At 71.1% G+C, this 17,928-nt stretch carries 21 protein-coding genes; 7 read left to right on the top strand and 14 right to left on the bottom strand.

The features are described 5' to 3' along the window. Positions 1-746 (top strand): hypothetical protein (locus tag ACK5IN_RS01405; RefSeq protein ID WP_416894448.1); only part of this gene is annotated, 746 nt, incomplete at its 5' end. Positions 747-842: 96 nt separating this feature from the next. Here ACK5IN_RS01405 and mutM read toward each other — a convergent pair. The 6 genes from mutM to ACK5IN_RS01375 all read right to left on the bottom strand — a co-directional run bounded on the left by mutM (position 843) and on the right by ACK5IN_RS01375 (position 5,949). Beyond that, positions 843-1,769 carry a bifunctional DNA-formamidopyrimidine glycosylase/DNA-(apurinic or apyrimidinic site) lyase gene (mutM, locus tag ACK5IN_RS01400; RefSeq protein ID WP_416894447.1) on the bottom strand — a complete coding sequence of 309 codons (927 nt, stop codon included), beginning with the start codon at positions 1,767-1,769 and terminating at the stop codon, positions 843-845. A 12-nt stretch (positions 1,770-1,781) separates the two neighbouring features. Beyond that, complete coding sequence (gene rnc / locus ACK5IN_RS01395) at positions 1,782-2,474, bottom strand: ribonuclease III (protein ID WP_416894446.1); 693 nt, start codon at positions 2,472-2,474, stop codon at positions 1,782-1,784. A 12-nt stretch (positions 2,475-2,486) separates the two neighbouring features. Then, positions 2,487-2,696 (bottom strand): 50S ribosomal protein L32, encoded by a 210-nt coding sequence (gene rpmF, locus ACK5IN_RS01390; protein ID WP_050721097.1) that lies wholly within the window; start codon positions 2,694-2,696, stop codon positions 2,487-2,489. Between the two features lie 20 nt (positions 2,697-2,716). Next, positions 2,717-3,208: a YceD family protein gene (locus tag ACK5IN_RS01385; RefSeq protein ID WP_416894450.1), complete on the bottom strand. Its 492-nt coding sequence runs from the start codon at positions 3,206-3,208 to the stop codon at positions 2,717-2,719. Between the two features lie 83 nt (positions 3,209-3,291). Next, positions 3,292-3,792: a pantetheine-phosphate adenylyltransferase gene (coaD, locus tag ACK5IN_RS01380; RefSeq protein WP_416894445.1), complete on the bottom strand. Its 501-nt coding sequence runs from the start codon at positions 3,790-3,792 to the stop codon at positions 3,292-3,294. Positions 3,793-3,801: 9 nt separating this feature from the next. Further along, positions 3,802-5,949: an ATP-dependent DNA helicase RecG gene (locus tag ACK5IN_RS01375; protein WP_416894444.1), complete on the bottom strand. Its 2,148-nt coding sequence runs from the start codon at positions 5,947-5,949 to the stop codon at positions 3,802-3,804. 49 nt (positions 5,950-5,998) lie between these two features. On the opposite strand from ACK5IN_RS01375, the gene rsmD reads away from it, so the two are divergent. Then, positions 5,999-6,604: a 16S rRNA (guanine(966)-N(2))-methyltransferase RsmD gene (gene rsmD / locus ACK5IN_RS01370; RefSeq protein ID WP_416894443.1), complete on the top strand. Its 606-nt coding sequence runs from the start codon at positions 5,999-6,001 to the stop codon at positions 6,602-6,604. Here rsmD and thiL read toward each other — a convergent pair. Genes thiL through ACK5IN_RS01355 form a run of 3 tightly spaced genes read right to left on the bottom strand, consistent with a single transcriptional unit; the run spans position 6,574 to position 8,973 of the window. Beyond that, on the bottom strand, positions 6,574-7,587 hold the full coding sequence (gene thiL, locus ACK5IN_RS01365) for a thiamine-phosphate kinase (protein WP_416894442.1): 1,014 nt from the start codon (positions 7,585-7,587) through the stop codon (positions 6,574-6,576). The genes rsmD and thiL overlap by 31 nt on opposite strands. 13 nt (positions 7,588-7,600) lie before the next feature. Continuing rightward, positions 7,601-8,263 (bottom strand): alpha/beta family hydrolase, encoded by a 663-nt coding sequence (locus ACK5IN_RS01360; protein ID WP_416894449.1) that lies wholly within the window; start codon positions 8,261-8,263, stop codon positions 7,601-7,603. 26 nt (positions 8,264-8,289) lie between these two features. Then, complete coding sequence (locus ACK5IN_RS01355; RefSeq protein ID WP_416894441.1) at positions 8,290-8,973, bottom strand: general stress protein; 684 nt, start codon at positions 8,971-8,973, stop codon at positions 8,290-8,292. Between the two features lie 65 nt (positions 8,974-9,038). Between ACK5IN_RS01355 and ACK5IN_RS01350 the strand changes: the two genes are divergently transcribed. Genes ACK5IN_RS01350 through ACK5IN_RS01340 form a run of 3 tightly spaced genes read left to right on the top strand, consistent with a single transcriptional unit; the run spans position 9,039 to position 11,952 of the window. Continuing rightward, the gene (locus ACK5IN_RS01350; RefSeq protein ID WP_416894440.1) at positions 9,039-10,298 is read left to right on the top strand and encodes a magnesium transporter; all 1,260 of its coding nucleotides are present in this window, start codon (positions 9,039-9,041) and stop codon (positions 10,296-10,298) included. After that, positions 10,298-10,822, top strand: coding sequence for a DUF1003 domain-containing protein (locus tag ACK5IN_RS01345; RefSeq protein WP_416894439.1), 525 nt, complete (start codon positions 10,298-10,300; stop codon positions 10,820-10,822). Before ACK5IN_RS01350 ends, ACK5IN_RS01345 begins: the two co-directional genes overlap by 1 nt. Continuing rightward, a complete protein-coding gene (locus ACK5IN_RS01340; RefSeq protein ID WP_416894438.1) occupies positions 10,819-11,952 on the top strand; it encodes a P-loop NTPase in 1,134 nt (377 codons plus the stop codon). The genes ACK5IN_RS01345 and ACK5IN_RS01340 overlap by 4 nt, the downstream gene beginning before the upstream one ends. A gap of 18 nt (positions 11,953-11,970) precedes the next feature. On the opposite strand, the gene ACK5IN_RS01335 is transcribed toward ACK5IN_RS01340, so the two are convergent. Then, positions 11,971-12,351: a Sec-independent protein translocase TatB gene (locus ACK5IN_RS01335; RefSeq protein WP_416894437.1), complete on the bottom strand. Its 381-nt coding sequence runs from the start codon at positions 12,349-12,351 to the stop codon at positions 11,971-11,973. Between the two features lie 72 nt (positions 12,352-12,423). Here ACK5IN_RS01335 and ACK5IN_RS01330 point away from each other — a divergent pair, with 72 nt between their 5' ends. Beyond that, positions 12,424-13,062, top strand: a complete 639-nt coding sequence (locus ACK5IN_RS01330) for an O-methyltransferase (RefSeq protein ID WP_416894436.1) — start codon at positions 12,424-12,426, stop codon at positions 13,060-13,062. A 54-nt stretch (positions 13,063-13,116) separates the two neighbouring features. On the opposite strand, the gene ACK5IN_RS01325 is transcribed toward ACK5IN_RS01330, so the two are convergent. From ACK5IN_RS01325 to dapE, 3 genes are read right to left on the bottom strand one after another with little or no spacing between them, the layout of a single operon-like run. Next, on the bottom strand, positions 13,117-13,290 hold the full coding sequence (locus ACK5IN_RS01325) for a DUF3117 domain-containing protein (RefSeq protein ID WP_416894435.1): 174 nt from the start codon (positions 13,288-13,290) through the stop codon (positions 13,117-13,119). Positions 13,291-13,333: 43 nt separating this feature from the next. Further along, on the bottom strand, positions 13,334-14,557 hold the full coding sequence (locus ACK5IN_RS01320; RefSeq protein WP_416894434.1) for a hypothetical protein: 1,224 nt from the start codon (positions 14,555-14,557) through the stop codon (positions 13,334-13,336). Then, positions 14,539-15,615 carry a succinyl-diaminopimelate desuccinylase gene (dapE, locus tag ACK5IN_RS01315; protein WP_416894433.1) on the bottom strand — a complete coding sequence of 359 codons (1,077 nt, stop codon included), beginning with the start codon at positions 15,613-15,615 and terminating at the stop codon, positions 14,539-14,541. The genes ACK5IN_RS01320 and dapE overlap by 19 nt, the downstream gene beginning before the upstream one ends. A 43-nt stretch (positions 15,616-15,658) precedes the next feature. Here dapE and dapD point away from each other — a divergent pair, with 43 nt between their 5' ends. Then, positions 15,659-16,615: a 2,3,4,5-tetrahydropyridine-2,6-dicarboxylate N-succinyltransferase gene (dapD, locus tag ACK5IN_RS01310; protein ID WP_416894432.1), complete on the top strand. Its 957-nt coding sequence runs from the start codon at positions 15,659-15,661 to the stop codon at positions 16,613-16,615. Here the strand turns inward: dapD and ACK5IN_RS01305 are convergent, their stop codons facing one another. Beyond that, on the bottom strand, positions 16,616-17,884 hold the full coding sequence (locus tag ACK5IN_RS01305) for a citrate synthase (RefSeq protein WP_416894431.1): 1,269 nt from the start codon (positions 17,882-17,884) through the stop codon (positions 16,616-16,618). Positions 17,885-17,928 lie beyond the last annotated feature (44 nt).

Genomic DNA, 17,928 nt, shown 5'->3' with positions numbered 1-17,928 from the left:
ATCCAAAGCGCCCCGGCTACCTGCGCATCGAGTTCTCGCGCAAGTGGTTCTCGCACCGCGATGTCGTCTACCCCGAGGGGCATCCGAAGGGGGGCAAGTCGATCAGCGGCAAGGTCAAGCTCTCGGACTACCAGACCGCGATGCGCGAGCACATGATCGAACGCGGCTGGCCGGTCGAGGCCGAGATCGACAAGGCCAACGAGGGCTCCTACCTCGGCAAGAAGAACTACGCCCGTGCCGACAACAACAGGATCATCGCAGAGGATCGCCTCGCCGCCGCACGCGAGCAGGAAGACCAGAACCTCGACGACCTCGACCTCATCACCAGCTCACGCAAGAAGGACTCCGCACGGGCCGCCGATCTCGACAAGCGAGAGGCCGATCTCGACCGGCGCGACCAGGAGACCGCAGACGACCGTCTCGCGGCCCAGAACGAGCGCCGCGAGGCCGAGGAAGCCCATCGGGTCGCCAGTGCGAACCAGCGGGCCTCAGAGCGCGCGAGGGCGCAGGCCGAGGCTGATCGGCAGTACGCCCGCGAGCTGATCGCGAAGATCGAGTGGATGCCGCCCGAGGTTGACGATTGGCTCGACCGCCGGAGGGTGGGCGACGGCCGCACGATGCGCGACCTCTTCAATGAGGACACGAAGAAGCGCCGCAAAGCTCGCGACGAAGTGCGGGCCCTCGTTGACGAAGACGCCCCGCAGCAGACCGGCCCCCGCACCGGAGACCGCGAGATCGGATCGTGACCACACAGCCGAGGGCAACGGTGCGCCGCACCGGCGGCAGCAGGATCCCCGCATCCACACACGCGAGCGCCTAATGGGAGGGGAACCCCTCGCCCGTCAGGTGCTCGCGTGAGATGGTTTCCGCTGGCACCGGGGGCAGAAGTGGCTCGACCGATTGCCGAAGGCTATCCGTTTGATCGGGGTGCCGCAGCGGTCGCACGGTTCCCCAGTTCGACCATATGAATGTAGATATCTGCTGAAGTATCCAGACTCGCCGTTCACGTTCACGTACAGCGCGTCGAAGCTCGTGCCGCCTTCGGCCAGCGCCTTCAGCAGCACCCCGCGCAGCTCCGCGAGCAGGCGGTTCGCCGCGCGCGTCGACAGCAGCCGGGCGGACGTCTCGGGATGGATGCGGGCGGCCCACAGCGCCTCGTCGGCGTAGATGTTGCCGATCCCACTCGCCACGGTCTGGTCGAGGAGCACACGCTTGATGGCGGAGTCCTTCCGCCCCAGTCGGGTCCGGAAGCGGCGCTCGTCGAATGCCTCGTCGAGGGGATCGCGTGCGATGTGCGCGACCTGGGCGGGCACCGACGGCGCCGGCGTTCCCCAGCCCCCAGGGGCGGCATCGACGGTCGGCACGAGCGGATCGAGCGCCAGCGAGCCGAACGTGCGCTGGTCCGAGAACACCACGCCCAGCTCGCCGTGCACCGGGTGATCGACGATCATGCGCACGCGCTCATGGCGCTCCGGCGCCGCCGCCGGGGCGCGCAGCAACAGCTGGCCGCTCATCCCCAGATGCGCGACGACGGCATCGGCCGGATCACCATGCGGCGTCGAGGTCGCCAACGGCAGCCACAGGAACTTCCCGCGCCGGGCGGCACCGACGATGCGGCGGCCGGTCAGGGATGCTTCGAACTCGGCGCTCGAGCCGGGGTGGCGGGTGAGCGCGCGTGCATCGTGCACGTCGACGCCGACCACCAGAGCACCGGTGACGGCCGGCTCCAGGCCTGCGCGCACCACCTCGACCTCGGGTAGCTCAGGCATGAGCGACCCGGCTCATACACCGGCGCCGAGGGCGTGCCAGGCCGCCAGCGCGGCCGCCATCTCGGCGCTCTTCTTGCTCGACCCCGTTCCCTTCGTCGTGACTGGCCCCACCGAGACCGTCGCGGTGAAGCGCCGATCGTGGTCGGGGCCCGCGGCGGCGACGTGATAGACCGGCGGCGCGACACCGCGGTGGGCGGCGAGCTCTTGAAGGCTCGTCTTCGGATCCATGGCGGCGCCGTAGCGTCGAGGATCGGCCATCAGCGGCTCGATCAGCCGCAGCACGAGCGCAGTGGCCTCGGCCTGGCCCGCCGAGATGTAGACCGCACCGATCACCGCCTCCATGGTGTCGGCCAGGATGGAGTCCTTGTCGCGCCCGCCCGTCTGCTCCTCCCCGCGGCCCAGCAGCAGGTGCTCGCCGAGCCCGATGGTGCGCGCCACCTCGGCGAGCGCGAGTGTCGACACGACGCTCGCGCGCCGCTTGGCCAGCGCCCCCTCGTCGAGCTCGGGGTGCCTCGTGAACAGGGCAACGGTGACCGCCTGCCCCAGCACGGCGTCGCCGAGGAACTCGAGACGCTCGTTGTTCGGGATCCCGCCGTGCTCGTAGGCGTACGAGCGATGTGTGAGTGCATGCGACAGAAGCTCGGGGTCGAGATCGACCCCGAGCTTCTCAACGAGCAGCAGCTGCCCGGTGATGATGTCGGTCATGCCGTCGCACGATCAGACGTCGGCGACCTTGCGACCCTTGTACTCCAGGAACAACTCGGTTCCCTGCGAGTCGGTCACGACCTTCGCCTGGTGCGGGCGGCTGTAGACGACCTTGCCGTTCTCCACCGTCTTGACGAGCGCGGGGGCCTCGGCCTTCCACTGCGCACGGCGCGAACGGGTGTTCGAGCGGGATACCTTCCGCTTGGGGGGGTTACCTGCCATGGCTGTTCTTCCTTCGTGTCCTAGGTCTGGGTGGGTGTCTGCGACGCGTCGTCCGCGTCCGCACGCTTCGTCAGCTCCGCGAGTCTGGCCCACCGTGGATCGAGGTCATGCTGCGGATCTGCACCGGTGTCATCGTCGCGGCGCTGCCCCGTGCTGGGGTCCAACCCCGGGCAGTCCGGCCGACACACCGGTTGAAACGGGAGCGACAACACGATCGCGTCCCTGACCTCGGTTTCAAGATCCACGTGGTCGTCGTGAACTTCGAGGTCTGCTGCTTCTCTTCCAGAATACGCGAAAAGCTCCTGGAACTCGACTCGGAGCGGCTGACGGATGTCGGTGAGGCAGCGTCCGCACACACCGTCGTAGGCGGTGTCGGCCTCCGCGGTCACCAGGATTCCCTCGTGCACCGATTCCAGCCGGGCATCGATAGCCACGTTCTCGCCCTCGCGGACGGCGACCAGACCCTCACCCCACGTGACAGGGGCGGCGGCGTCGAACGTCACCTCACGCATCTCGCCGGGGCGACGCACGATGTCACGCACGTTGAGGCTGAACGGGCCGGGCCGGGGTGATCTCACAAGGGGCGAGTCTACCGTCAGCGGATGTGCGCGCCCCCGGTGTCGAGGAACTTCGCCACCGCCGGTGGCACATAGGGCGACACGTCGCCGCCGAGTCCGGCCACCTGGCGCACGAGAGAGCTCGAGACGAGCGTGTGCGCCGGATCCGGCAGCAGGAAGACGGTCTCGACGTGCGCGAGATGACGGTTGACGATCGCCATCGGGGTCTCGTAGGCCACATCGACCTGTGATCGGATGCCCTTGACGAGCACCTCGGCACCGACATCCGTGGCGTAGTCGACGAGCAGCCCCATGCTCCATGATGCGACGATCACGTTGCCGCCGATGCCGTCGTCGGCGATCGACTGCTCGAGCAGGCTCAGTCGCTGCGCGATCGGCAGCATCGCCTGCTTGTCGGGATTGTGCACCGCGAGCACGTGCAGCTCGTCGTACAGGGATGCCGCGCGGCGGATGACATCGAGATGGCCGAGCGTCGGCGGATCGAACGACCCTGGCACGACTGCGACCCGTCTGCTCATGCCTCCACTCTAGTTCTTCGCGAGGGCCGCTCGCTCCGCCGTGCCCACACGGCGTTCGATGGCGGCGTGCAGCCCGGCGTGCGCGTCGAGCGATGGATCGGCCTCGAGGATGCGCTCCGCCTCTTGCCGGGCGAACGCGATGAGGTCGGCATCCGTGATCACGCGCAGCAGCCGCAGCGACGATCGCGCACCGGATTGCGCATCGCCGAGCACATCGCCCTCCCCGCGCAGCTCGAGGTCGACCTCGGCCAGCTCGAACCCATCGAGCGTGCGTGCCACCGCCTCGACGCGCGCGCGGGCCGGACTGCCGGGGGCCGCCTCTGTCACCAGCAGACACAAGCCCGGCACGTCGCCGCGTCCGATGCGCCCGCGCAGCTGGTGCAGCTGCGACACCCCGAACCGGTCGGCGTCGAGGATCGCCATCGTCGATGCGTTCGGCACATCGACGCCCACCTCGACGACCGTCGTCGCCACGAGCACGTCGATGTCGCCCGCGGCGAACGATCGCATGATCGCATCCTTCTCGTCCGCGGGCAGCTTGCCGTGCAGTGTCGCGACGCGGATCCCCGAGTAGGCCGGGTGGCCGGCCAGCAGCTCGGCCACCTGCACGACGCCCCAGCGTGGACGAGGCGCGTCGCCGGCCGCCGGCGCGGCCTCCTCGTCGTCGGACGTCTGCGTGTCGGCGTCGATCGCCGAGCAGACGACGAACGCCTGGCGCCCGGCGCCGACCTCTTCGACGATGCGATCCCACACGCGCGCGAGCCACCCCGGCTTCTCGGCGAGCGGTGCGACGAAGGTCTGGATGCCCGCCCGGCCGGGCGGCATCGTGCGGATCGTGGAGACGTCGAGGTCGCCGAAGACCGTCATGGCCACCGTGCGCGGGATCGGCGTGGCGGTGAGCACCAGCGCGTGCGGGCTGGAGCCCTTGGCCCGAAGCGTCTCGCGCTGTTCCACACCGAACCGGTGCTGCTCGTCGACGACGACCAGACCCAGATCGGCGAAGGTGGTCTTCTCGCTCAGCAGCGCGTGGGTGCCCACGACGATTCGCGCCTGACCCGACGCCACCCGCAGCGCCGCCTTCCGGCGTTCTGCGGCGGGCAGCTGCCCGGTCATCAGCGTCGGCATGAGCTCGGGTGCGAGCTGCGGTCCCAGCATCCGGGTGATCGTGCGCAGGTGCTGACCGGCCAGCACCTCGGTCGGCGCGATGAGCGCGGACTGGCCTCCCGATTCGGCCACCTGCAGCATGGCGCGCAGCGCCACCAGCGTCTTTCCCGAGCCGACCTCGCCCTGGACGAGGCGGTTCATGGGCCAGTCGCCGACGAGGTCGGCGGCGATCCGGTCGCCGACGGCGGTCTGATCGGGCGTGCGCTCGAACGGCAGTGCCGCATCGAAGCGCTCGAGCAGCGCACCGGCGGGCCGCGCCGTCGCCGACATCATCCGCACCAGCTGGCGTTGCTGCAGCAGGGCCGTCTGCAGGATGAGCGCCTCGTGCATCCGCAGGGTGCCGCGCGCGGCATTCGCCTGTTCCACCGTCTCCGGCCGGTGGACGGCCTCGATCGCCGCGCGCGCGGTCAGCAGACCCCGGAGCTCGCGCAGGTCGGCGGGCAGCGGATCGTCGACCGGGCCGAGCCCGTCGAGCACGAGATCCACGATCTTCTTCAGCTGCCAGCTGGCGATGCTCGCGGTGGCCGGGTAGATCGGGATCGGGGTGTGCGCATACGCGTGAGCATCGACCCCGTCCTCGTCGTCGAAGAGCTCGTAGTCGGGGTGGGCGAACTGCTGCGTGCCGCGGTACTCGCCGACCTTGCCCGAGAAGATGCCCCGCCGTCCCGGCCGCAGGTCTTTGAGCCGCCAGCCCTGGTTGAAGAACGTGAGCGACAGCTGTCCGTACCCGTCGCTGATGACCACTTCCAGCAGCGATCCGTTGCGGTTCTTCATGCGGCGCTCACCGGCGTGCACGACCTCGGCGACGATCGTGACGTTCTCGCCGACCGGCAGCGAGCGGATCGGGGTGAGCTCGCCGCGCAGCGCATACCGGCGCGGGTAGTGCGACAGCAGATCGCCCACCGTGTGCATGCCGAACGCGCGGGCGAGCGCGGCGGACGTCTTGCCGCCGACCGCGCCGTCGAGACGCGAATCGAGGGTCAGCGTCGGCATGCCACGAGTCTAGGCCGGGCCTCGGACGACGGCTCGCTATCGTGAGACCGTGACGCGCATCATCGCCGGTATCGCCGGCTCCCTCACCCTGGAGGTGCCAGGCGCGGGGACGCGGCCCACCAGCGATCGCGTCCGCGAGTCGCTGTTCGCCGCCCTCGATGCCGCCGACCTGCTGCGCGACGCGGCTGTGCTCGACCTCTACGCCGGCTCGGGGGCCCTCGGGCTCGAAGCGGCGAGCCGAGGCGCGGCATCCGTCCACCTGGTCGAGAGGGCACCCGCCGCCGCGAGGATCGCGCGACGCAACGCGACGAAGGTGGCGAAGGCCCTGGGAACGACAGCACTGGGGACGGATGCCACCCTGCACGTGCACGCGACGGCCGTGCGCGCATACCTGCACGGTGTGCCGGGGCCGTTCGACCTGGTGCTCGTCGATCCCCCCTATGATCTCAGCGAGGTCGAGCTCACCGCGGTGCTCGACGCTCTGGCGCCCGCACTCTCCCCCGATGCGACGGTCATCGTCGAACGCGCCTCGCGGTCTCCGCGGCCGGAGCTCCCGGCCGGGCTCGAGCACGTGCGCGACCGGCGCTACGGCGACACGACGATGTGGTGGGCACGACCGGGTGATCAGCCCGTCGCGGCGTCCCAGTCGCGATAGGGATCCCAGCCCGCGCGCCCGACATAGGGCTCGTCGTCGACCAGCAGCGGCGCGTCGGCGCGCGCACGCACCTGCCCGATGATGCGGAAGCCGGGTGGCAGCGGCACGCCGGGCGGGAACGTCGCCAGCAGGCCGTGGTCCTCTCCCCCGTCGACGGCCCAGCCCCGGCGGGCGCCGAGCGCGGCACTGTCGACGGCGACGGTGACGGCGGATGCCTCGGCGAGCCGCGTCGCATCCAGTGCGATGCCGTCGGAGACGTCCATCATGGCCGTGGCACCGGCGTCCGCAGCTGCCGGCCCGAGGGCGATCGGCGGGGCAGGGCGCAGCTGCGCGGTCACGCACGCGACCTCGCCGGGATCGAGCTCGTCGCGGCGCACCGGCACGGGCACTCCGGCCGCGTCGCGGAAGCGGCGGAAGAGCACGTCGAGCCCGCGGGCCGCCGCTCCTGCCTCGCCGGCCAGCGCGACGACGTCGCCGGGCCCGGCGCCGGAGCGCAGCACCGGCTCCCGTCCGTCGAGGGTCCCGAGCGCGGTGACGGCGACGGTGAGGGTGTCCGAGACCGTCAGGTCGCCGCCCTCCACCGCGCAGCCCGGAGCGAGCTCGCCGCACGCTCCGCGCAGCCCGTCGGCGAACTGCTCGACGAACGACCCGCGGGTCTCGTTCGGCAGCGCCAGCGCGACGAGCAGTGCCGTGGGGCGCGCACCCATCGCGGCGATATCGGCGAGGTTCACGGCGGCGGACTTGTAGCCGAGGTCGTACGGCGTCGACCACGCGAGCCGGAAGTCGGGCCCGTGCACGAGCGTGTCGACGCTGGCGACGACGCGCCCGTCGGGCACGGCGAGCACCGCGGCGTCGTCGCCCGGACCCACCAGCGCCGCGGTCGGCCCGAGGCGCGCCAGGATGCTGCGCAGGAGCTGCCGCTCCGAGATGTCGCCGACGCGCGGGTCGTCGTCGTGCGCGGCCGGGCCGGGATCGTCTGTCACCCGCCCAGCGTAGCTAGACGCCCGCAGAGCGCGCCGGCTGCGAGCGCATCCATGCGATGACCGGCGGCGCGAGGCCGGCACCGATCGTCTCAGCCGGGGGCCGCGCACCCTTCACCTCGAACGAGTGGCCGCCGCCGTCGATCCACACGAGCTCGGCGCTCCGGCACGAGGTCACCGCCGCGACGAGCTGCTCGGGCGGCTGGACGAAGGGGTCGTTCGTGCCCGCGAGGAACAGCTGGGGCTGCGCGATCGCAGGCAGGTGCTCGACCCGCAGGCGGTCCGGGCGGCCGGGCGGATGCAGCGGATACCCGAGATACACGAGTCCTTCGGGCGCGATGAGGCCCTCCGCGGCCGCCATCGAGGCCATCCGCCCGCCGTAGGACTTTCCGGCCGCGAACACGGGCGCCTCGTGCACGAGCGATGTCGCCTGCGCCATCACCGCCGCCCACGTCGCCGTCGCGTGCCCGGCCGGTCCCGGCATCCGCCTGCCCGCCTCCCGGTAGGGGAAGTCGAAGCGCAGCACCGCGACGCCGGAGTCGCGCAACGCGTCGGCGAGGCCGACGAGGAAGGGATGCCGGTGGCCCGCGCCCGCACCATGGGCAAGCGCGACCGCGGCCCAGGGACGCGACGGCATCCCGACCGCGGCGGAGACCTCGACGGCGCCCGTGGGCAGCATCACGGGGATGCGCAGCACCGCGTCGTTCACGGCCGCGGGTCGTCCGCCTGTGTCGTGTCGTCGGCCGGTTCGTCGGAGGCGGCCGCGGTCGACTCCGGCGGCGACGGCGCGATGCGCTGCCCGTACCGCGGCGGCTCCTCCTGGTGATTCTGCGGCTCGGGCGGTGCCGGCGCTGTAGGCCCCGGAGCGGTGGCCTCCGGATGCTGCGGGACGTCGGCGGCCGGCGCGGGCGCCGACGGGCCGGCCACGCCGAGCACCTGGCGGGCCTTGTGCACGGTCGCCGCCGCGACCGTTACGTCGTAGTGGTCGGCGACCACCTGCATCGCACTGGCGAAGTCGCGCCGACGGCGCACGAACGAGTACGTGATGATGCTCATCAGCATTCCGAGCGCGATGCCCACGAACATGACGCCGATGAAGGCCTGGATCGGCACGGACGGCGAGCCGATCACGAGAAAGACGGAGAAGAGCAGGCCCAGCAGCAGACCGTTGATCGCACCGGAACGGGCGGCTGTGGCGTACCCCAGTCGTCCGGTCACCCGCTCGACCGAGCGCAGCCCCGTGCCGACGATGGCGATGTCACGCGCCGGCACCTCGGCGGCGATCAGCCGCGAAACGGCCTTCTGGGCGGCCTCGTAGTCGGGGTACCGGGCGACGGCTTCGCCGACGGCATCCGTCCCGCCCCTCGGGAACCCTCCGCGCATGCTCATCTCCCCATCCTCCCACGCGCGTCACCTCCCGCACCGTGCGCCGGGAGCGGGGCTACGCTGAGAGCGTGAGCACACAGAGGGTCTTCGTCGCGCGCCTGGCCGGGTGCTCGGTCTTCGACCCGGCCGGCGATCGCCTCGGCAGAGTGCGGGACGTCGTCGTCGTCTTCCGCAAAGACGACCCCCCGCGCGTCATCGGACTGGTGTGCGAGATCCCCGGGCGTCGACAGGTGTTCCTGTCGATCGGGCGGGTCACCTCGATCGCGGCGGGCCAGGTGATCACGACCGGGCTGATCAACGTGCGCCGCTTCCAGCAGCGCGGTGGCGAGGTGCGCGTGCTCGCCGAGCTCATCGGTCGGCGCGTGTTCCTCCGCGACGGATCGGGTGGGGCGCACATCGAGGACGTCGCGATCGAACGCGACCGCCTCGGCGAATGGAACGTGGGACAGCTGTTCCTGCGCAAGCCGAAGACGAGTGCCTCGCCGTTCGCGAAGGGCCCGACGACGTTCGCCGCGTGGAGCGAGGTGCGCGAGAGCGCCGAGCCGGGCGAGGCGCAGTCCGCGGAGCAGCTGGTCGCCAGCTACTCGGAGCTCAAGCCCGCCGACCTCGCCAATGCGCTCCTCGACCTGCCCGCCCGGCGCCGACTCCAGGTGGTCTCGGAGCTGCCCGACGACCGGCTCGCCGACGCCCTCGAGGAGATGCCCGAGGACGAGCAGGTGCACATCCTCGACGGCCTGGAGGACGAGCGGGCCGCCGACATCCTCGACGCGATGGAGCCCGACGACGCGGCCGACGTGCTCGCCCACATTCCCGAGGGGCAGCGCGAGGAGCTGCTCGAGCTCATGGAGCCCGACGAGGCCGACGACGTGCGGGCGCTGCTGCAGTACCTCCCCGACACCGCCGGCGGCCTCATGACCCCCGAGCCGATCGTGCTGTCGGCCGAGGCCACCGTCGCCGAGGCCCTCGCCCTCATCCGGCGGCACGAGCTGCATCCGGCACTGGCCGCATCGGTGTTCGTCACGCTGCCGCCGTACGAGACGCCGACCGGGCGACTGCTGGGCACGGTGCACTTCCAGCGGATGCTGCGCTATCCGCCGCACGAGCGGCTCGGGGCCATCATCGACGACACCGTCGACCCCGTGGCGGCGACGTCGTCCGCATCGGAGGTCGCCCGTATGCTCGCCAGCTACGACCTGGTGTCGCTCCCCGTCGTCGACCAGGCGCACCGACTGGTGGGCGTGGTGTCGGTCGACGACGTGCTCGACTACCTGCTGCCCAAGGACTGGCGCTCTCAGGACGAGGAGCACGACCGGGAGCTCGCGCAGTGATGGCGCGCGCCGATCGCCGCGTCCCGCTCGACGCACCCCGCGGGCGTGCCGGGCGGCTGAACCGCGCCCCGCACCCCTCGCGCGACCGGTTCGGCCGGTTCTCCGAGTCGTTCGCGCGCGCGATGGGCACGTCGGGATTCCTCCTCGGGATGACGGTCTTCGTCGCGGCGTGGCTGACGTGGAACATCGCGATGCCCCGCGAGCTGCAGTTCGACCCGGCCGCGACGAACTTCACCCTGCTGACGCTCATCCTGTCGCTTCAGGCGTCCTATGCGGCACCCCTGATCCTGCTCGCGCAGAACCGGCAGGACGACCGCGACCGCGTGCAGATCGAACAGGACCGGCAGCGCGCCGAGCGCAACCTCGCCGACACCGAGTATCTGGCCCGCGAGGTCGTGGCGCTGCGCATGGCGATGACCGACCTCGGCGGCGAGATGCTCACCCGGGAGGCGCTGCGCGATGAGCTGAAGGCGCTGATCGACCGGCTCGACGATCCGTCGCGCGACGAGCGGCGCGCGCCGTGAAGGCCGACGCCGTGCGCCGTGCGGTCGCCGCCGTCCCCGACCCGGAGCTGCGCCGGCCCATCGGCGACCTCGACATGGTGCGCGACATCGCGGTGGACGGATCGGTCGCCCGGGTCGGGATCGCGCTCACGGTGGCCGGCTGCCCGGCCGCGCGTCAGATCGAGCAGAACGTGCGGGATGCCGCCGCCGCCGTGCCCGGAATCGACGCCGTGACCGTCGACGTCGGCGTCATGAGCGCCGACGAACGGCGTGCGCTCACCGAGAAGCTGCGTGCGGGGCGGCCCGCCCGCGTCATGCCGTTCGGCCCCGACTCGCTGACCCGGGTCGTCGCCGTCACCAGCGGCAAGGGCGGTGTCGGCAAGTCGACCGTCACCGCGAACCTCGCCGTGGCGCTCGCGCGCCGCGGACTGTCGGTCGGGCTCATCGACGCCGACGTGCACGGGTTCTCGATCCCCGGACTGCTCGGGCTGGTCGACGCCGAGGGTCGTGCGCCGCAGCCGACCCGCATCGACGACCTCATGCTGCCGCCGGTCGGCTACGACGTGAAGGCGATCTCGATCGGCATGTTCCTGCGCGCAGGTGACGGCGGTGCCGTCGCCTGGCGGGGGCCCATGCTGCACCGCACCGTGCAGCAGTTCCTCACCGACGTGTACTTCGGCGACCTCGACGTGCTGCTGATCGACATGCCTCCGGGCACCGGCGACGTGGCGATCTCGGTCGGGCAGCTGCTCCCCCACGCCGAGGTGCTCGTGGTGACCACACCGCAGTCCGCGGCCTCCGACGTGGCCGTGCGCAGCGGACTGGTCGCCCGGCAGACGGGGCAGCGCATCCTCGGGGTCGTCGAGACCATGTCGGCCATGGCACTGCCCGACGGCACGGCCTTCGAGCTGTTCGGCAGCGGCGGCGGGGCCGAGGTCGCGGCCGCCCTCACCACGGACGACGAGCCGGTCCGCCTGCTCGCCTCCATCCCGCTCAGCCCGCAGCTGCGCGCCGACGGCGACGCGGGCACCCCCGTGGTGGCCGCACACCCGGACGATCCGGCCGCCGGCGCCATCGGCGAGATCGCCGCATCCGTCGCTTCGACCGGCCGCGGGCTCGCCGGCCGCTCCCTGCCCTTCACGCCACGCTGAGCGACCCGGCACGAGGGCTCACGTGGCCTCGGCATCGTAGGGCGGCAGGTCGTCTGCCGAGAACACGACGCGGCCAACCGGGGTCGGCATCGGCGCGGCAGCCCGTGCGGGTGCCGCGACCGCCGCAGCCGGTGTCACCGGGGCGTCGTCGAGCAGCGCCTCGCGGATGATGCGCCGCGGGTCGTACTGGCGCGGATCGAGCTTGCGCCAGTCGACCTCGTCGAATTCATCGCCCATCTCGTCGCGCAGCCGCGATTGCGCGCCACGCATGTACTCCTTGGCGCGCTTGACGAAGCGCGCCAGGCCCTCCGCCGCACGGGGCAGGCGCTCGGGCCCGATCAGCAATGCGGCGAGCACCCCGATCAGCAGAAGCTTCTCGAAGGTGATGCCGTTGAACATGCCTTTCAGATTACCGTCGTGCCCTGCCGGATCCCGCAGTGGCGGCGGGTACTCTGGCTGACGGAGGAGCACATGAGCGAGCGGAAGGCGAACGCGCGGTTCGCACAGGAGTCCGTGGTCGAACCCGAGCACATCGCCCGGGCGCGGACCCACGCCCTCGAGATCGGCGCCGAGCCGATCAGCGCCGCGGTCGGCGCGCAGGCGGCCCTCATCGCTGCCGCCACCGGCGCCCAGCAGATGGTAGAGATCGGTACGGGAGCGGGCGTGTCCGGCCTGTGGCTGCTGCACGGTGCGCCGCGCGCGATCCTGACGACCATCGAGAAGGAGCCCGAGCACCTGGGCACCGCCCGCCAGTCGTTCCACGACGCGAAGGTCCCCGCCGCACGCACGCGCCTCATCACCGGGCGCGCGGCGGACGTGCTGCCGCGCATGAACGAGGCGTCGTACGACATCGTGTTCGTCGATGCCGACCCCGAGAACGTCATCGAGTACGTCGAGCACGGGCTGCGCCTGGTGCGGCCCGGCGGCACCGTGCTCGTCCCGCGCGTGCTCGCCGACGGCCGCGTCGCCGACCCTGTGCAGCGCGACCCGCTCACCACGGCCTATCGTTCGCTGATCCAGGAGACGCAGAACTCCCCTGCCGTGCTCGGGGCGCTGTCGATCGTCGGCGAGGGCCTGCTGCAGCTGACGACGATCACCGACCCCGCCTGAACACCGGAACGGCCGGCCCCTCGAGGGGTCCGGCCGTTGCACGAGACGGTGTCGCTACGCGGCGTTCACCACCGCGCCGAGCGCGTCGTGGAGTTCCTTGGCCTCGGCGTCGTTGACCGAGACGACCAGTCGGCCGCCACCCTCGAGCGGCACGCGCACGATGATCAGGCGACCCTCCTTCACGGCCTCCATCGGCCCATCTCCGGTTCTCGGCTTCATGGCTGCCATGTGGCTTCCTTTCGTCGCGGGTCTGCCTCTCCAGTCTATCGCCCTACGGAATCTGCCAGTACGCGTTCGCCAGGCCGTACATGTTGTAGATCCACCACCACTGCCCGATGAGGCACGCGGCGAGCACGCCCAGGCGCCACACCCATGAGCGGGGCATCGCCAGCGCACCCCACAGCGGCGAGACGGGCACGAGCAGCCGGAAGAGACTCGACTGGGGGAAGAACACGGCGAGCAGGTAGACGAGGTAGCTGGCCGCCCACAGCCGCAGCTCGACGCCGAGCCGGCGCACATGCGGCTCGAACAGCAGCAGCGCGGCGACGGCGAGCACGGCGAGCCCCAGCGCGACGTACCCGACGACGGCACCCGGGCCCCACGCGGTGAACCAGAACTCCGCCCCCTGCACGAACCCGTCGAACGGGATGAACCCGCCCGACGCGTCAGCGATCCAGTTGCGCCGCCACGACAGCTCGGTGGCCAGGTACGCGCCGGGGTCGCCGGTGATGATGGCGGCGAAGAACTGCCATGAGAAGCCGACGAGCGTTGCGAGCGCGCCCAGTGTGACGATGTGCACGATCTCGCGCACCGGCAGCGACTCTTGCCGGCGGCGGAACCAACGCCAGATGCCGTACAGGCCGAGGAAGAGCGCGAAGGCCAGCACGCCGGGGCGCGTGTATCCCATCAGGACGATCAGCAGGTACAGCCGGCCGTACCGTCGGCGCACGACGCCGTCCAGCGCGAGGAAGAGCCACAGCAGGAACAGCGATTCGGCGTATCCCACCTGGAACAGCACCGCCAGCGGCCCCGCCGCGAGGAAGAGCGTCGCCCACGTCGCCGTGGAGCGGTGCTGGCGCACGCGCAGCAGCCGGTAGAACACGAGGCACGCGAAGTAGCCGGCCACGAGCGTCACGATGAAGGCGCCGATTCCCCACGAGTCGAAGGGCAGGCCGACCAGTTGCGAGAGGTATGCGTAGATCGGCATGAATGCCCACTGGTTCTCGGCGACCTGACCCGCGTCGGTCAGCGGCAGGGTCGCCGGGTACCCGTTGACGGCGACGAACCAGTACCACTGCGCGTCCCAGGCCAGCACGAACTCGCCGATGCCCGCCTGGGTGCCCCAGCGCGACTCCGGACCGGATAGCTCGGCCGCCCCGATGAGGAACGCCGTCGTCGCGAGACGCGCGGCGAGATAGAGGATGCCGATGCGCACCGCTGCGGGCAGCATCTCCCAGTGCCGCGGGACACTCCGCCTCAGGGGCTCGACAGCCACGCCCGCAGACCTCGCTCGACCTCGTCGATCTGCGCCAGCGGCACCCGCTCCTGATCGTGATGCGCCAGCGACGGGTCGCCGGGCCCGTAGTTGACCGCGGGAACGCCCAGCGCGCTGAACCGGGCCACGTCGGTCCACCCGTACTTCGGGCGCGGCTCGGCGCCCACGGCGGCGAGGAACTCCTGTGCCAGCGGTGCGTCGAGCCCGGGCCGGGCGCCGGACGCCTGGTCGACCACGTCGACGTCGAACCCCGCGAAGACGTCGCGAACGTACCGCCCGGCCTCCTCGACCGAGCGGCTGGGCGCGAAGCGGTAGTTCACCTCGACCTCGCACAGGTCGGGGATCACGTTGCCCGCGATGCCGCCGTCGATGCGCACGGCGTTCAGGCCCTCGCGGTACACGAGCCCGTCGACCGCCACCTCGCGCGGGCGATGCTCGCTCAACCGTGCGAGGATCGGGGCGGCCGCGTGGATCGCGTTCTCGCCCATCCACGCCCGTGCGGAGTGCGCCCGCACGCCGCGCGTGCGCACCAGCACCCGCAGATTGCCGTTGCATCCGCCCTCCACCGCGCCGTTCGACGGCTCGCCCAGGATCGCAAAGTCCGCGGCGAACAGATCGGGGCGCGCGGCGGCGAGGCGGCTGAGGCCGTTGAGGCCGGCATCCACCTCCTCGTGGTCGTACCACATCCAGGTCAGGTCGACCCGCGGGTCGGTCAGCTCGGCGGCGAGCTTCAGTTGCACGGCCACGCCGGCCTTCATGTCGACCGTGCCGCGGCCCCACAGGTACGGCTCGCCGTCGTCGACGATGTCGCGCGTGGGCAGGTTGTGGTTGACCGGCACCGTGTCGATGTGGCCGGCGATCGCGACGCGCCGGTCACGGCCGAGGCCGGTGCGGGCGACGATCGTGTCGCCGTCGCGGTGTACCTCCAGGTGCGGCAGCCCCCGCAGCGCCTCGTGGATGAGGTCGGCGAGGCGTGTCTCATCGCCCGAGACGCTCGGGACGTCGCAGATCGTGCGAGTGAGGTCGACGGAGGACTGGGTCAGATCGAGCGCCGGCATCCCCCGAGTCTATCGACGGCGCCCGCCCCGATAGCCTGGAGGCATGGCACACGAACGCTGGATCTGGGGCGTCGGTCTGGCGACCGCCGCCGACGACGGAACGCTCCTGGACACCTGGTACCCCGAACCGCAGACGGGCCGCATCCCCCTCGGCTTCGACCGTGGCACCCCGCCGGAGAACCTCGAGCGGCTCGCGGTCCCCGACCCGCGGCGGTCGGTGTCGGTCGAGATCGTGACGCACGAGATCGACCTGGATGCCGCGCCCGCGTCGACCGCGGACGTCTACCTGCGGCTGCACGCGCTCTCGCACCGCCTCGTGCGCCCCAACGACGTGAACCTCGACGGGATCTTCGGCTTCCTGCCCACTGTCGCCTGGACGAACGCGGGCCCCGTTCACCCCGAGGACTTCTCGCGACTTCGCCCACAGCTGCTGCGCGACGGCATTCAGGTGCACAGCCTCGACAAGTTCCCCCGCCTGCTCGACTACGTCAGCCCGAGCGGCGTGCGCATCGGCGACGCGAGCCGGGTGCGCCTGGGCGCGTACCTCTCCCCCGGCACGACCGTCATGCACGAGGGCTTCGTCAACTTCAACGCCGGCACGCTGGGGGCCTCGATGGTCGAGGGCCGCATCTCGCAGGGTGTGACAGTGGGCGACGGCACCGACATCGGCGGCGGCGCTTCGATCATGGGCACCCTGTCGGGCGGCGGCACGCACCGCATCTCGATCGGCGTGCGCACTCTGCTCGGCGCGAACGCCGGCATCGGGATCTCGCTGGGCGACGACTGCGTCGTCGAGGCGGGTCTCTACGTCACCGGCGGCACGAAGGTCGTGCTGGCCGACGAGCCCGCGCGGGCCGACGGCGCGCGGCCGAGCGTCAAGGCCGCCGAGCTGTCGGGCCGTGACGGGCTGTTGTTCCGGCGCAACTCACTGACCGGATCGGTCGAGGCGATCCGTCGCACGGGCGTCGGCGTCACGCTCAACGAGGCGCTGCACGCGTAGTCAGGCTCCCGGGTACCGGCGCTCGTCCGCCCCTGTGTACAGCTGCTGCGGGCGCCCGATCTTGGTCTGCGGGTCGTGCTGCATCTCGCGCCAGTGCGCAAGCCAGCCGGGAAGCCGTCCGATCGCGAAGAGCACCGTGAACATGCGCGTGGGAAAGCCCATCGCCTTGTAGATGACGCCGGTGTAGAAGTCGACGTTCGGGTAGAGGCGGCGCTCCTTGAAGTAGTCGTCCTCGAGCGCCACGTTCTCCAGCTCCTGCGCCAGATCCAGCAGCGGGTCGTGGACGCCGAGTTCGCGCAGCACCTCGTCGGCGGACTCCTTGACGAGCTTCGCACGCGGGTCGTAGTTCTTGTAGACCCGGTGGCCGAAGCCCATGAGCTTGACGCCCTCTTCCTTGTTCTTGACGCGTTCGACGAAGCGCTGCACCGACTCACCGGAGTCGCGGATGCGCGCGAGCATGTCGAGCACCGCCTCGTTGGCGCCGCCGTGCAGCGGACCGTAGAGGGCGTTGATGCCGGCCGAGATCGACGAGAACTGGTTGGCACCCGTGGAGCCCACCAGTCGCACCGTCGAGGTCGAGGCGTTCTGCTCGTGGTCCTCGTGCAGGATCAGCAGTCGCTCGAGCGCCCGCGACATGACCGGGTTGACCTCGTACTCCTCGGAGAGCACGCCGAAGTTGAGCTTCAGGAAGTTGTCGACGAAGCTCAGCGAGTTGTCGGGGTACAGGAACGCCTGCCCGATGCTCTTCTTGTGGGCGTAGGCCGCGATGACGGGCAGCTTCGCGAGCATGCGCACCATGTTGAGCTGGACGTGCTCGGGGTCGTGCGGGTCGGACTCGTGCTCGTAGTAGGTCGACAGGGCCGATACCGCCGACGACAGCACCGACATGGGGTGGGCGGTGTGCGGAAGCGCCGAGAAGAAGCGCTTCAGGTCTTCGTGAAGCAGCGTGTGTCGGCGGATGTCGTTGTCGAACTCGGCGAGCTGGTCCGGCGTCGGAAGCTCGCCGTACATGAGCAGCCAGGCCACCTCGAGGTACGTGCTGTTCTTCGCGAGCTGCTCGATCGGGTACCCGCGGTAGCGCAGGATCCCCTCGTCACCGTCGATATAGGTGATGGCCGACCTCGTCGACGCGGTGTTCACGAAGCCGTAGTCGAGTGCCGTGTGACCGGTCTGCCGGGTCAGCGTGGAGATGTCGATGCTCGGCGCACCCTCGGTGCCGTGCAGCACGGGCAGGTCCGCGGTGCGTCCGCCCACGCGAAGCGTGGCCATTTCCTGCGTTCCCACGTCGCTCACGGCGCCTCCTCGCGAAGATC

This window comes from Microbacterium sp. (assembly GCF_047971895.1).
GTDB lineage: Bacteria > Actinomycetota > Actinomycetes > Actinomycetales > Microbacteriaceae > Microbacterium.
Note: the sequence above shows the minus strand (reverse complement) of the source record. Positions and strands in the feature narration are given on the sequence as shown.

Excerpts from the sequence above, each read along its gene's own strand:
- mutM (WP_416894447.1), bottom strand. The coding sequence starts at position 1,769 with ATGCCTGAGCTACCCGAGGTCGAGGTGGTGCGCGCAGGCCTGGAGCCG.
- rnc (WP_416894446.1), bottom strand. The coding sequence starts at position 2,474 with ATGACCGACATCATCACCGGGCAGCTGCTGCTCGTTGAGAAGCTCGGG.
- rpmF (WP_050721097.1), bottom strand. The coding sequence starts at position 2,696 with ATGGCAGGTAACCCCCCCAAGCGGAAGGTATCCCGCTCGAACACCCGT.
- ACK5IN_RS01385 (WP_416894450.1), bottom strand. The coding sequence starts at position 3,208 with ATGCGTGAGGTGACGTTCGACGCCGCCGCCCCTGTCACGTGGGGTGAG.
- coaD (WP_416894445.1), bottom strand. The coding sequence starts at position 3,792 with ATGAGCAGACGGGTCGCAGTCGTGCCAGGGTCGTTCGATCCGCCGACG.
- ACK5IN_RS01375 (WP_416894444.1), bottom strand. The coding sequence starts at position 5,949 with ATGCCGACGCTGACCCTCGATTCGCGTCTCGACGGCGCGGTCGGCGGC.
- ACK5IN_RS01360 (WP_416894449.1), bottom strand. The coding sequence starts at position 8,263 with ATGCTGCCCACGGGCGCCGTCGAGGTCTCCGCCGCGGTCGGGATGCCG.
- ACK5IN_RS01355 (WP_416894441.1), bottom strand. The coding sequence starts at position 8,973 with ATGAGCATGCGCGGAGGGTTCCCGAGGGGCGGGACGGATGCCGTCGGC.
- ACK5IN_RS01345 (WP_416894439.1), top strand. The coding sequence starts at position 10,298 with ATGGCGCGCGCCGATCGCCGCGTCCCGCTCGACGCACCCCGCGGGCGT.
- ACK5IN_RS01335 (WP_416894437.1), bottom strand. The coding sequence starts at position 12,351 with ATGTTCAACGGCATCACCTTCGAGAAGCTTCTGCTGATCGGGGTGCTC.
- ACK5IN_RS01330 (WP_416894436.1), top strand. The coding sequence starts at position 12,424 with ATGAGCGAGCGGAAGGCGAACGCGCGGTTCGCACAGGAGTCCGTGGTC.
- ACK5IN_RS01325 (WP_416894435.1), bottom strand. The coding sequence starts at position 13,290 with ATGGCAGCCATGAAGCCGAGAACCGGAGATGGGCCGATGGAGGCCGTG.
- dapE (WP_416894433.1), bottom strand. The coding sequence starts at position 15,615 with ATGCCGGCGCTCGATCTGACCCAGTCCTCCGTCGACCTCACTCGCACG.
- dapD (WP_416894432.1), top strand. The coding sequence starts at position 15,659 with ATGGCACACGAACGCTGGATCTGGGGCGTCGGTCTGGCGACCGCCGCC.
- ACK5IN_RS01305 (WP_416894431.1), bottom strand. The coding sequence starts at position 17,884 with ATGGCCACGCTTCGCGTGGGCGGACGCACCGCGGACCTGCCCGTGCTG.